Here is a 13,215-nt window from a genome sequence, read left to right as displayed (position 1 = left end):
CTCCTTATTGAAACGCCGCCGGCATTCGGGCATGCCAGTCGGTTTCCTGTTGAAAACGGTGGGCGACATTAAGCAGCTTCGCTTCGTCGAAATAATTGCCGATAATCTGCAAGCCGACCGGCAGTCCTGAGCTGATACCGGCCGGAATGGATATGCCGGGTAAGCCCGCCATGTTCACTGAGATGGTGTAGATGTCGGAGAGATACATGGACAGCGGGTCGGAGGCTTTTTCACCGAGCTTGAATCCGGCGTTGGGCGAAGTCGGCCCCATAATGACGTCCACGTCCGCAAAAGCGCGATCAAATTCATTTTTAATCAGTCGCCGGACCTTTTGTGCTTTCAGATAATAGGCATCGTAATAACCTGCAGACAGGGCATAGGTGCCAATCATAATGCGGCGTTTTACTTCTTCACCAAAACCCTCACCTCGGCTGCGTTTATACAGGTCTTCCAGGTCAGCCGGATCATCGCAGCGATAGCCGAACCGCACACCGTCAAAACGGGACAAATTGGAGGAAGCTTCTGCCGGAGCGACGACATAATAGGCTGGAATGGATAAGTGGGTGTTCGGCAATTCAATTTCAATAATGCGAGCCCCCATCTTTTCATATTGTTTGATGGCATCCTGGACGACGTTTTCCACATCGGCGTTCAGCCCGCTGTCGAAGTATTGTTTCGGTAATCCAATGCGCAACCCCTCAAGGGAGTTGCCCAGATCAGCAGTAAAATCCGGTACGGTTTTATCCGTGCTGGTGGAGTCCTTGGGATCGAACCCAGCCATGGAATTCAACAGCAACGCTGCGTCTTCTGCGGTTTGCGTCATGGGTCCGGCTTGATCCAGGGAGGAGGCAAAGGCAATCATACCCCAGCGGGAAATTCGTCCGTAGGTGGGCTTAAGGCCGGTAATGCCACACAAACTGGCGGGCTGACGGATGGATCCGCCGGTATCCGTGCCGGTAGCCGCCGGGGTCAGCCGTGCAGCCACCGCCGCTGCGGAACCACCTGATGATCCACCGGGTACGTATTCTGTGTTCCAGGGGTTCTTTACGCTGCCGTAAAAACTGGTTTCATTAGACGAGCCCATGGCGAATTCGTCCATATTGGTCTTGCCCAGGGTAACGGTGCCGCTGCTATTGAGCTTTTCAACAACCGTCGCGTTGTAAGGGGCAATGAAATTATCCAGCATTTTAGAGGCGCAGCTGGTCTTGATACCTTGGGTACAAAAAATGTCTTTGTGGGCAATGGGGATGCCGGTGAGCGGGCCGGCATTGCCTGCTGCGCGGGCGTCATCCGCTGTTTTAGCCTGAGCTAATGCCAACTCTTCAGTGAGGGTAATGAAGCTGTTAATGCCGCTGTCGTGTTGTTTGATGCGATCAAGAAACAGCTGAGTCAGTTCGCGGCTGGAAATATCGCCTTTTGCCAGCGCATCAGACAAGGATTTTAAGGTGTTAGTATGCATGAATGTGTTACCTGATCATTCAATAACTTTCGGCACTAGATAAAGGCCGTCTTCGGTCGCAGGTGCGATTTTCTGAAAAGCGTCCCGTTGATTTTGCTCGGTGACTACATCTTCACGCAGACGCTGTGCCGCATCGGTGGGATGGGCCATTGGTTCGATGCCATCGGTGGGTGCCGCCTGCAGCTGTTCAATCATGCCCAATATTGAAGATAAGCGTTCAGATATTGCCGGGATGTCAGCGTCGTCCACCTGAATGCGCGCTAAATGGGCTATTTTTGTTACATCTTCTTTGTCCAATGCCATGGGATTCTCCGGCAGTGAATTTCGCGAAGGGCGTATGTTACCAGAAATCAGGCGGTGGTCGATGTTAAGTCTGATTGCCCGGAGTGAAGGAATAGTTAAAACTGCGCGCGTCAGTTGACGGGGAATTTGAGGCTAAGTTCATAAAAGCTGTAATAAAAGTTCTGATTGTTACCTTGCCGAACAGGTCCTGCGCTGCTATTGTTCCGGCAATAGTATAACTTGGGAGCAACAGATCGAGTGTCGTGTTTTATCGCCCGGATCAGAAGTTTCCGAATAGCCTTTTTGATCAAAATAATCGTTCAAAAATTAAACCGCTCGATGGGTTGTCAATCCTCCTATGTTTAAACGTTTACGCGGCATGTTCTCCACTGATCTCTCGATCGACCTGGGAACAGCTAATACCCTTATTTATGTGAAAGATCGTGGTATCGTCCTGGACGAACCGTCAGTTGTAGCCATTCGCCAGAAAAACGGCGCGAAAAGTGTGGCCGCAGTGGGAATGGACGCCAAACGCATGTTGGGCAGAACCCCTGGCAATATCACCGCGATACGCCCCCTTAAAGACGGTGTCATCGCTGACTTTCATGTTACCGAAAAAATGCTACAGCATTTCATTCACAAAGTGCATGAGAACAATTTCATCACTCCCAGCCCTCGTGTTCTGGTTTGTGTTCCTTGCAAATCAACCCAGGTTGAACGAAAAGCCATCAAGGAGTCGGCACTGGGTGCAGGCGCTCGCGAGGTTTATTTGATTGAAGAGGCCATGGCCGCTGCAATTGGAGCGGGTCTGCCGGTGGAAGAGGCCAGTGGCTCGATGGTTGTGGATATTGGTGGTGGTACCACCGAGATTGCTATTATTTCCCTGAACGGCATTGTCTATTCCGATTCCGTGCGGGTGGGGGGTGATAAATTTGACGAAGCCATTGTTACTTATGTGCGGCGTAATTACGGTAGCCTGATCGGTGAAGCCACTGCTGAACGCATCAAACAGGAAATCGGTTGTGCGTTTCCTGGCAAAGAACTGCTGGAAATCGATGTGCGTGGCCGTAACCTGGCCGAAGGTGTGCCCCGGTCGTTTACGCTGAATAGCAGTGAAATACTGGAATCCTTGCAGGAGCCTCTGTCGCAGATCGTCTCTGCGGTGAAAAGTGCGCTTGAGCAATCGCCCCCGGAGCTGGCCTCTGATATCGCGGAAAAGGGCCTGGTATTAACGGGTGGTGGCGCGTTACTGCGTGATCTTGAGTTACTGATTGCTGAAGAAACAGGTCTGCCTGTCATCGTGGCGGAAGATCCCCTTACCTGTGTTGCCCGTGGTGGTGGTAAAGCCATGGAAATGATGGATAAGAGCGGATTTGATATGTTCTCGGTGGATTGATCATCCACGTCATGAGTAATCCTGAGCAAAGCCGGTCGATTGCACACGCATGGCCGGCTTTTGTGTTTATTATCCGGCCCGTGCAAATAACAGTTAGCGTATCTCTGAGCGCAGCCTGCGGTTCAGGTGCATCAGGGGGGGTAGTGCTATAAAACCTATTTTCGGCCAGAATACCGCAAACCGTTACAGGCTGATTCTGTTTACGGTCATTTCATTCATGCTTATCTTCGTTGACCATCGTTTTAACGTGTTATCGCCGGTGCGCTTCACGTTGACCATCTTTACCTCGCCGATCCAGTATATTGCGGATATTCCGGCACAATTGATGACGTGGTCCGAAGCCAGTGTGCGCAATACGGGTGAGCTGGAAGCCGAGAACGCCAGCCTGCAATCGGAAGTCCTGGTGCTGAAACGAAGGGTGCAGAAACTGGCTTCTACAGTAGCGGAAAATACCCGGCTCAAGGAATTAATGAATGCCACTGATGTGGTCGACGATCAGGTGCTAATCGCTGAAATTATTGGCGTTGATCCGGACCCCTACCGACATGAAGCCATTGTTAATAAAGGCAAACCCGAAAACGTATACGTAGGCCAGGCTGTGCTTGACGCCGAAGGCTTAATGGGGCAAATCATCGAAGTCGGGCTTTTTAGTAGCCGGGTGTTGCTAATATCCGATATTTCTCATGGTATTCCGGTGCATGTCAATCGGAATGGGGTGCGAGCCATCGCCGTGGGCTCCGGAACCCTGGATAGTTTAAAACTAATCCATGTGCCTGATACCGCTGACATTGTGGTGGGCGATCTGCTGGTGAGTTCCGGTTTGGGAGGACGCTTTCCCAAGGGCTACCCGGTGGGCGTTGTTACTACTGTAGAGCACGATCCTGGCCAACCCTTTGCGGTGGTAAACGCAAAGCCGATGGCAAATCTGGATCGTTCCCGCTATGTGCTACTGGTTTTTTCCGAAGAAACCCGTCAGTTGGAGGGGGCAATGGATACATCGCCGCCTCCGGAAGCCGGCGATGACGCCGCCGATGGTAAAGAGACCATCGACAATACCGTTGCCACAGAAGGAGCTGAGCCATGATCCAGTCCACTTCAGACAGCGCAGCTACGGTGGTTTTCACACTTATTATTGCGGCAATATTGGCGGCAATTCCGTTGCCTGAATGGGGCAACGCCCTGCGTCCGGCGTGGGTTCCGTTGGTTTTGATCTATTGGGTCATCGCTATGCCGCATCGGGTGGGCGTGATTACTGGATGGTGTGTAGGTATCATGCTGGACGCCTTAAATGGTGCGGTGTTGGGCCAAAACGCATTAGCTTTGGCTGTGGTGGCTTATATCACCTATGTTCTGCATCTGCGAATCCGTTTGTTCCCACTCTGGCAGCAATGTATATCCATTTTGGTGCTCGTGGGTATTTATCAATTGGTGAACATAATGATCATGCGGGCGGTCTATATTTCACCGTGGACACTGTGGTACTGGACCTCTGTTTTGGTTTCCGCCCTAGTTTGGCCTCTGGTCAGCCTTTCCATGTCGTATATACGGGGCACCCACTCTAATTGAAAGGCTCTAACTGACCACCGCGACCAATTGAGATATGCTTAAATGATGTACTTGGCATCCGCTTCTCCCAGACGCAAAGAACTCTTGCTTCAAATTGGTGTGCAATTCGACGTGCTGCCGGTGTCTGTTGACGAGACGCCGCTGCATTGTGAGCCGGCTCTGGACTACGTGCAGCGTATGGCCCAAACCAAGGCAGAGGCAGGCCGCAACCGCTTATCTGAACTTAATCTTCATTTCGATGCGGTACTGGGCGCTGACACCATAGGCGTTCTTGATAGCCGGATTCTGGTTAAACCGACCGACAAAGCGGACGCTATCAGAATGCTGTTGAGCCTCTCCGGGCGCACTCATCGCGTGATCACGGCAATAGCCCTGGCCACGGCGAGCGGTGTTTTGCGCCGCTATTCTTCGACTGAAGTGGTTTTTCGCGAGATCAGTGAGCAGGAGGCCGGTGATTACTGGGATACCGGTGAACCGCAGGATAAAGCCGGTGGTTACGGAATTCAGGGCTTGGGCGCGGTTTTTGTCGAGCGTATTGCCGGCAGCTATAGCGGCGTGGTGGGGCTACCCTTGTATGAGACTTCAGAATTAATTAAACAGGCCGCTGTGAGCCTGTGGCAACCCCCCGGAATCAAACGGAATGAGTGAAGAATTATTAATTAATGTCACGCCCATGGAGACCCGGGTAGCCTCGGTGGAAAACGGCGTCGTTCAGGAATTATTTTTGGAGCGTACGGTTAAGCGCGGACTGGTCGGAAGCATCTATAAAGGGCGGGTGGCCAGAGTGCTTCCGGGTATGCAGGCCGCTTTTGTGGAAATCGGATTGGAACGGGCTGCGTTTCTGCATGCGAAAGACATTTGGCAAGTGGATAAACCGGATGACGCTGCGGACGCCGTTGGCAATATATCGGACCTGGTCGCGGAAGGTCAGCCTATTGTTGTGCAGATTACTAAAGACATGATTGGAACGAAAGGCGCGCGTTTAACTACCCATCTGTCGATTCCGTCACGTTATTTGGTGTATATGCCTTACACCGATCACATCGGGATTTCTCAACGTATCGAAGACGACCAGGAACGTGAGCGCTTGCGTAACGCCATGGAAACCATCATGGCCGAGCGTGAAGATATACCGAAAAAAGGCTTTATCCTTCGTACCGCTGCGGAGGGCGCGGATGAAGAATCCCTGCGCCGGGATGTGGAGTTTCTGCGCCGGCTCTGGAAATCGATTAACGAGCGTATTGCCCGGTCTACACCGGTTACGTTAATTCACCGGGATCTGGCATTGGCCATCCGTACTTTGCGGGATGAAGTCCGGCCCGGAGTTGAAAAGGTGCGCATTGACTCGCGGGAGACCTACGGCAATGTGATTGAGTTCGTACGGGAGTTTATTCCAGACGTAGAGCAGTTGGTGGAGCACTATCCGGGCGAACGGCCGATCTTTGATTTATACAGTGTCGAAACCGAATTACAAAAAGCCCTGGCGCGCCAGGTTCAATTAAAATCCGGTGGGCATCTGATTATTGATCAGACCGAAGCGATGTCCACTGTGGACGTCAACACCGGGGCCTTCGTTGGTCACCGCAATCTGGAAGAAACGATCTTCAAAACCAATCTGGAAGCCGCCCAGGCAATCGCGCGACAATTAAGGCTGCGTAATCTGGGTGGCATTATTATTATCGATTTTATCGACATGGAAGATCCTGAGCATCGACGCCAGGTACTTCGTATGTTTGAAAAAGCACTGGATCGGGATCACGCAAAAACCAAAATTACCCAGGTGTCGGAACTGGGTTTAGTGGAAATGACCCGAAAGCGCACGCGCGAAAGTCTCGCGCGGGTAATGTGTGAGGATTGCCCCACGTGCCACGGCAGAGGCATTGTAAAAACCGCAGAAACGGTATGCTATGAAGTATTCAGAGAAATTCTGCGTCAGTTCCGTGCCTATGAGGTGGAATCCTTTCTTGTGATAGCCTCCCAGGCAGTGGTGGACCGGTTGCTGGATGAAGAGTCGGCAAACGTGTCCGATCTGGAGATGTTTATCAAGAAAACCATTCGCTTCCAGGTGGAGTCACTTTATTCTCAGGAAGAGTTTGATGTGGTGCTTATGTAGCCGGGGCGACCGGTGAAAAAAGTGGCTTCCGGTGTCGCAAAGAAAATTCTTGCTTTGCTGGTTACAGTGCTGGTGCTGTGCGCCATTCTGATCGGCGTGGTGCGGGAGTTGGTGCATCAGATTGATGACTTTAAGCCGGAGCTAGTGGCGTTTGTTAATCAAAAAACCGGCATGTATTTGTCGATTGAAACCATAAAAGGCAGTTGGACCGGTTTGGTTCCCCGGTTTTTGGTACACGACATCAGTTTGCGTGCTGAAGCCGGTAGCGAACCGTTAATGTCGGCGAAGACAGTGGACTTTGAATTATTGCTGATACGGTCAGTGAAGAACCGGCAGCCGCGGTTTCGCCTCAATATTGATGGTGCGGAGCTGCATGCCGAATATAAGGATGGTCGCTTCAGTTTACGCGGCTTCACTCCCGACAAGAAACAGTCCAAAGAAAAACTCGAAGAAGTTGTCGATTTTATCGTTGCACAACCCCGAATTGCGATCACTAATACCGAGCTAAGTGTGGATGGACTGTACGCCCAGCGCGTCGATTTGCATGTGCATCAGCTTCAAAGCGAAGCAGGCCTGCAGCGTCGCTATCTGAAGGGCTATGTCTCCGCGTCCGGCCCTGGTCATCTTTCGTTTCGTTTAACCGGTAGGGTAAGCGGTTCAGTATTCAGTAAGAGCGGTCTCTCCGGCAATGTATTTCTTGATAGCGAGGCTACAGATTGGCTTCCCTGGATCCCGCAGCAACATCGTTCGTTTGCCAATGCAAAAGTGGAAAGTTTAACTGGCGGCGGGCGCTTCTGGGTCAAGTTAAAGCGCGGCGCCCTAGCCGAAATCGTCAGTGACTTCACCGCAAACGATATAAAGTTGTCTAGCAGCAATGACGTGCAGCCTCCTGAAATCGAAAAGCTGAGTGGCAAAATACGTTGGACCGGGCGTTTGCATGACGAATGGAAGCTGGAGCTACAAGACCTTAATATGAAAACTCGGCGTTTCACTTGGCGTCCGGATCGATTGAGTCTGTTTGCACAACAACAAACCCATAATTCTGAGTTATACCGGATCAGTATTGATGATGTGGATATCGAGCCATGGGTTAAATATTATTTAGGTATTCAGGGTAAAGACAGCGATATTTACAAAACAATCAGCAAACTGCGACCTTCCGGTAAAGTGCGGGATTTGAATCTGGAGTTGGTTGTTGAAGGTGAAAAAATACTGGATTACCGCTTCGCGCTTTCGTTAGCGGCGTTCGAAAACCGATCCTGGAAAAACTATCCGGGGTTCCATGATGTTGATGTCCAGGCCTGGGGTAAGAAGGGCTTGTTTATTTTTCGTCTGAATGATGACTTTGTCGAATTGGATTATCCCCATTTATTCAGGGATGCGTTGAGCATCAATAAATTGAAAGGTAATGTATCACTGGAAATAAATGAAGATGGTTACAATTTACAGTCGGATGTCATTCAGGCCGCGACACCCTATGCTCAAGGTGGGCTTCAGCTTTCACTTTCATTACCCAAAGACAAAGAAATATCCCCCTTTATAAAACTGCAGGCGACCCTGCGCAATGGCGATGCTTCACAGGCTTCTTTGTACCTGCCAGCCGGTATTCTTGATGACAAGCTGGTGAGCTGGCTGGACCAGGCAATCCAGGCGGGGCATTTGTTACGGGGCGATATCATCGCTCATGGACCGCTACGTAAAGGCACTGCCGAGAAACGCACCGTTATGTTAGGTTTCACCGGTGAAAATGCAGTGTTCCGATTTCTGCCAGACTGGAAAGAACCGATCCGCCAGGGGTTAGTGGATGTCATTATAGATCGTGGTGCCGTTGAAGCTCATGCTGTCAGTGGCACATACTACGATCAGAAAATTCAGCATGCGACAGTTACTTTGCCCCGTTACAAGCCTTCTCAGCCCCATATTTTATCGGTGAGAGGGAAAACACAAGGCCAGGCGCAATCCGGTTTTAAGGTGCTGACCGAAACCCCGTTAGCGGGCTACCTGGGGGAATTTATTCACGATTTCTCAATGACTGGCGCGCTGGATGTGAGATTAAAACTGGATGCACCTTTACAGCACAAAGCGCAACCCGAAACCACTCCTGATGGTGAAGAGGTTGTCGAAAATCCCGGGCTAGCAGTGACGGCTAATATCGATTTGTCAGAGGGCTCGCTGACGATCGCGAGCCAGGGTTTGCAGGTAGAAGACCTAAGTGGTGAAGTGGAATTTGACCTGGACAGGGGGTTGCAAGCGCATCAGCTCACCGGAACCTTGTTTAACGGTCCGCTGGTGGGAGAAATAACGACAACACGACTGGAGCAGGGCAGGCAAATTCAATTGAATGTGGCCGGCAACGGGGCACTACAGAAAATAAAAGAATGGAAACCAATGCCGGTGATGACTGCGGTCAGCGGTACTATCGATTACCAATTTGGTTTGTATATCCCGATGGGAGATATGGCTCGCAAGCATCCAAAATATTTCCAGGTCTATTCTAATCTGAGAGGTGTTCAGGTTGATTTGCCCCCACCCTTTGCCAAACCAGCGGCTGTTGATTCCGTATTTTCACTGCGTAGAACGCTGGAGGATGACGCTTCCGAACTGCAGTTGAAGTACAACGATTCTCTTAGTTTGGTTTTGTTAAACAGCGAAACACAGTTGCTCAAGGGGATGGTTCGGTTTGGTCCCGGCTCAGTATCATTGCCGGAAAAAAATCGTCTGGTAGTGCAGGGTGTTCTTCCTGAATTTGATGATCAAAAGTGGCGTGCCAGTTTTAATCGGGTGCAAATGGCCTCGGAAAACAAGACTGAGCAATTTGATTCGTCTGCACTGAAAATGGTGGACGATACCGCGCTCCGCATCGAGCAGTTGCGGATCGCCGGGACCGATTACGGTCGTGCGGATATCAGTGTCCGGCGGACTGAACGTGGCTGGAAGACCTGGCTGGATAACAGTCGAGTTTCCGGTGTGGCTGACTTACCGCTGTATTTACTGGAATCGGCTAAACAACTACCTCGCCAGAAGCAGCCGGTCAATGTCACGTTAACCCGGGTCCATATACCCAAAAGTGAAGATCAGGAGCAGGAGACTGACTGGACGCCGATGGATCTGTCTCCCCGTCTTTTTCCGCCGGTGAATATCAACATAAACGAGTTGAAGGTGGGGGATGCCGACTTTGGGCGCTGGGATCTGAAATTGATTCCATCCGAGCAAGGGATGGACATTACCCAGTTAAACTGCACTACCCAAAGCCTTTCTTTAACCGGTACCGGGCAGTGGCATGAATCGGCTAAGGGAAATCGCTTTACTCGCGTCAGTGCACAAGTAAAAGGGGAGAATGCAGCGGATATCATGCGGATTTGGGGAGCGACTCCGACGTTGAGCAGCAAGTCGGCAACAGCGGATTTACAGTTAGGCTGGCCGGGCGCACCGATTGAAATGGCCGTTTCCAGGCTAAGGGGCGATATTAAAGCGGAACTGGAAGACGGTATCTTTTTCAATGTCAGCTCCAATGCCGCAGGCAAATTATGGGGAGCGCTGAATTTTGAGACGCTTATGCGGCGGTTGCAGCTGAATTTTGATGACTTGCGGGAGTCTGACATGGTGTACGATGAAATCACCGGTGATTTCAACCTGAACCAAGGTTTGCTGGAGATAAAATCAATGCATATAGATTCCCCCTCTATCAAAATGAGTGTGAGCGGTAAACTTGATATGGAGCCGGGTGTGCTCGACATGGGGCTGGATGTAACGCTGCCGGTGACACGCAACCTGATTTTACCCGCAGCCGTGATTGGCGGTGTCCCTGCTGCAGCCACAGCGTTTGTAGTGGAAAAAATGTTAGGCAGCCAGTTTGATAAGCTGACGACGATCAAATACGCCGTGCAGGGAACAATTGATGAGCCCAGAATCAGCGTAAAAGACTCATTCAGCATTATTCCCAAACAAGTGGGTGAAGCAGTGCTCGGCAATGAAAAGCCCGCAGCAGACAAAGCCCCGCAAGTAAGGCAGGAGCGTTCTGCTGGAGCCGGGGACCGCCCGCTATTTACGCCTCCGGCAGCCGAGCCCACGCCTAACCTTTATCAAACCCCGGCACCCCAAAAGGCACCATAATGAGTGAAGTTAGAGCATGCGCAGTGCAAATGGTCAGCACATTTGATGTCGACGCCAATCTCCGTTCTGCAGAGCGGTTGATAGGGCGGGCGGCGGAAGCCGGTGCCAAAATGGTGGTGTTGCCGGAAAATTTCGCGGTTTTGGATAGCGATAATTTATTTAAGTGGGGCGAAGCGGAAAAAACGCAGGGCATTTTTTCCGGCTTCCTATCACAACAAAGTGCGCACCATGGTGTTTGGATCGTGGGTGGGACAATCCCCTGCCGCACGCGTCCGGACGGCTCGTTGGTGTCGGATAAAAGAGTGAATGCCACCTCATTGGTATTCAACGCCGCCGGAGAGCAGGTGGGCCGTTACGATAAGATCCATTTATTCGATGTGTCAGTTCAGGATAACCAGGGCGAGTATAAAGAATCTCGTGTAATCGAGCCGGGTAATGCGCTGTCGGTGGTGGATTCCCCGCTGGGTAAGCTGGGGTTGACGGTTTGTTACGATTTGCGGTTTGCAGGATTGTACAGCGCGTTAAGTGAAAAGGGGTGTGACGCATTTACCATTCCCTCGGCATTCACCGCGCGCACCGGTAGCGCGCATTGGGAAATGTTGGTGCGGGCGCGGGCCATCGAGAATCAAGCGTTTGTCATCGCGCCTAATCAAGGCGGCCAGCACACCCTGAAACGGGAAACCTGGGGACAAAGCATGATTGTAGATCCATGGGGCGCTGTGTTGTCCCAATTGGAAAGCGGGCCGGGCATTGTGGTTGCGGACCTGGATTTTGAGTGGCAACGGGAAGTGCGTGCGGCGATGCCGGTACAGCAGCACCAATGCTTTCGTGCTATCGTTAAGAAATGAACGCATCTGAACTGATTCAACTGGCCGAAAAAGAGGTGTGGTTGCCCAATTCATTGGAACAATCACAACTGAATTCAATTCTGGATTCGATGCTGGGTAAGGGCGTCGATTTCGCTGATTTCTATTTTGAAAAAACCTTGTCCGAATCCTGGAGTCTGGAAGACAGCATTGTGAAGGGTGCTAGCTTTAACGTGGGCGGCGGTGTTGGTGTGCGGGCCTTGTGTGGCGAAAAGACCGGTTTTTCTTATTCTGACCTGATCAGCGCGACAGCCATTCAAAATGCGGCCAATGCCGCTGTCACTGTTGCCGGAACCGCACGACCTGTAAATGCGGTTAAGCCCGCTCCCATTCGCGCTTTATACTCAAATAAAAACCCCCTGGACAGTCTGGATCGGAACCAAAAGGTCGCGATGCTGGAAAAAATTGACCGTATGGCGAGACAGGCGGATAGCCGGGTAGTGGATGCCAGCGTCAGCCTGGCCGGTAGCTGGAAAACCGTGTTGGTTCTGGCCACTGACGGTACGTTGAGTGCTGATATCCGGCCGTTGGTGCGTTTAAGCCTGTCCGTGATACTGCAGCAGGATGGCCGTCGGGAGCGTGGTGGTAGCGGCGGTGGTGGGCGCAGGAGTTATGAGCTGTTTGATGATGCGACGCTGAAACAGTACGTAGATGATGCGATCAAAATGGCCCAGGTAAATCTGGAAGCGAGAGAGGCGCCAGCCGGAACCATGCCGGTCGTACTCGGGTCGGGTTGGCCGGGTGTATTACTGCATGAAGCGGTTGGTCATGGCCTGGAAGGGGATTTCAATCGCCGGGGCACGTCAAACTACAGCGGGCGGATCGGTTCGCAGGTAGCATCTCCGCTGTGTTCGATCGTGGATGACGGCACGCTGCCGGACCTGCGCGGCTCGCTCACTATTGATGATGAAGGCACACCAACGGGCACCACTATGTTGGTCGAAAAGGGCATTCTGAAAGGGTATCTGCAGGATAAGCTCAATGCCCGCCTGATGGGCGCGGAACTTACCGGCAACGGGCGCCGCGAATCCTACGCGCATCTACCCATGCCGCGCATGACCAATACTTACTTGTTAGCCGGGCAAGACGATCCTGCGGATATTATTAAGTCGGTGAAGAAAGGCTTATATGCGGTGAATTTTGGTGGCGGCCAGGTGGATATTACCTCGGGTAAGTTCGTTTTTGCCGCCAGTGAAGCTTATATGATAGAAAACGGTAAAGTTACCTATCCGGTGAAAGGGGCAACACTGATCGGTAATGGCCCGGAGGCGATGTCAAAAGTTTCTATGCTTGGACATGACCTTGCGCTGGATAAAGGCGTTGGCACCTGTGGTAAAGAAGGGCAGTCGGTGCCGGTCGGTGTGGGACAGCCAACGCTTAAAGTAGATGAGTTGGTAGTGGGAGGGACCCGATGATGGAC

Annotated in this window: 10 protein-coding genes; 8 read left to right on the top strand and 2 right to left on the bottom strand. The window is 51.6% G+C overall.

Features of this window, described 5'->3' with window-relative positions:
• Nucleotides 1-4 precede the first annotated feature (4 nt).
• Nucleotides 5-1,459 carry an Asp-tRNA(Asn)/Glu-tRNA(Gln) amidotransferase subunit GatA gene (gene gatA / locus FT643_RS03825; RefSeq protein WP_156869328.1) on the bottom strand — a complete coding sequence of 485 codons (1,455 nt, stop codon included), beginning with the start codon at nt 1,457-1,459 and terminating at the stop codon, nt 5-7.
• Between the two features lie 15 nt (nt 1,460-1,474).
• Complete coding sequence (gene gatC / locus FT643_RS03820) at nt 1,475-1,762, bottom strand: Asp-tRNA(Asn)/Glu-tRNA(Gln) amidotransferase subunit GatC (protein WP_156869327.1); 288 nt, start codon at nt 1,760-1,762, stop codon at nt 1,475-1,477.
• A 337-nt stretch (nt 1,763-2,099) separates the two neighbouring features.
• Here gatC and FT643_RS03815 point away from each other — a divergent pair, with 337 nt between their 5' ends.
• The 8 genes from FT643_RS03815 to tldD all read left to right on the top strand — a co-directional run bounded on the left by FT643_RS03815 (nt 2,100) and on the right by tldD (nt 13,210).
• Nucleotides 2,100-3,137: a rod shape-determining protein gene (locus tag FT643_RS03815; protein ID WP_156869326.1), complete on the top strand. Its 1,038-nt coding sequence runs from the start codon at nt 2,100-2,102 to the stop codon at nt 3,135-3,137.
• Nucleotides 3,138-3,237: 100 nt separating this feature from the next.
• A complete protein-coding gene (gene mreC / locus FT643_RS03810; RefSeq protein ID WP_317621938.1) occupies nt 3,238-4,221 on the top strand; it encodes a rod shape-determining protein MreC in 984 nt (327 codons plus the stop codon).
• Nucleotides 4,218-4,703, top strand: a complete 486-nt coding sequence (gene mreD, locus FT643_RS03805) for a rod shape-determining protein MreD (protein WP_156869324.1) — start codon at nt 4,218-4,220, stop codon at nt 4,701-4,703. The genes mreC and mreD overlap by 4 nt, the downstream gene beginning before the upstream one ends.
• 42 nt (nt 4,704-4,745) lie before the next feature.
• Nucleotides 4,746-5,351: a Maf family protein gene (locus tag FT643_RS03800; RefSeq protein ID WP_156869323.1), complete on the top strand. Its 606-nt coding sequence runs from the start codon at nt 4,746-4,748 to the stop codon at nt 5,349-5,351.
• Nucleotides 5,344-6,816: a ribonuclease G gene (gene rng, locus FT643_RS03795; protein ID WP_156869322.1), complete on the top strand. Its 1,473-nt coding sequence runs from the start codon at nt 5,344-5,346 to the stop codon at nt 6,814-6,816. The genes FT643_RS03800 and rng overlap by 8 nt, the downstream gene beginning before the upstream one ends.
• Nucleotides 6,817-6,828: 12 nt before the next feature.
• Nucleotides 6,829-10,929: a YhdP family protein gene (locus FT643_RS03790; RefSeq protein ID WP_156869321.1), complete on the top strand. Its 4,101-nt coding sequence runs from the start codon at nt 6,829-6,831 to the stop codon at nt 10,927-10,929.
• Complete coding sequence (locus FT643_RS03785) at nt 10,929-11,777, top strand: carbon-nitrogen hydrolase family protein (protein ID WP_156869320.1); 849 nt, start codon at nt 10,929-10,931, stop codon at nt 11,775-11,777. Before FT643_RS03790 ends, FT643_RS03785 begins: the two co-directional genes overlap by 1 nt.
• A complete protein-coding gene (tldD, locus tag FT643_RS03780; RefSeq protein WP_156869319.1) occupies nt 11,774-13,210 on the top strand; it encodes a metalloprotease TldD in 1,437 nt (478 codons plus the stop codon). The genes FT643_RS03785 and tldD overlap by 4 nt, the downstream gene beginning before the upstream one ends.
• Nucleotides 13,211-13,215: the final 5 nt, after the last annotated feature.

This window comes from Ketobacter sp. MCCC 1A13808, from assembly GCF_009746715.1.
Classification (GTDB): Bacteria; Pseudomonadota; Gammaproteobacteria; order Pseudomonadales; family Ketobacteraceae; genus Ketobacter.
This window is presented reverse-complemented; position numbering and strand designations above follow the sequence as displayed.

Bases quoted from the DNA above. Each gene is read 5' to 3' on its own strand.
- gatA (WP_156869328.1), bottom strand. From the start codon at position 1,459: ATGCATACTAACACCTTAAAATCCTTGTCTGATGCGCTGGCAAAAGGC.
- gatC (WP_156869327.1), bottom strand. From the start codon at position 1,762: ATGGCATTGGACAAAGAAGATGTAACAAAAATAGCCCATTTAGCGCGC.
- FT643_RS03815 (WP_156869326.1), top strand. From the start codon at position 2,100: ATGTTTAAACGTTTACGCGGCATGTTCTCCACTGATCTCTCGATCGAC.
- mreD (WP_156869324.1), top strand. From the start codon at position 4,218: ATGATCCAGTCCACTTCAGACAGCGCAGCTACGGTGGTTTTCACACTT.
- FT643_RS03800 (WP_156869323.1), top strand. From the start codon at position 4,746: ATGATGTACTTGGCATCCGCTTCTCCCAGACGCAAAGAACTCTTGCTT.
- rng (WP_156869322.1), top strand. From the start codon at position 5,344: ATGAGTGAAGAATTATTAATTAATGTCACGCCCATGGAGACCCGGGTA.
- FT643_RS03785 (WP_156869320.1), top strand. From the start codon at position 10,929: ATGAGTGAAGTTAGAGCATGCGCAGTGCAAATGGTCAGCACATTTGAT.
- tldD (WP_156869319.1), top strand. From the start codon at position 11,774: ATGAACGCATCTGAACTGATTCAACTGGCCGAAAAAGAGGTGTGGTTG.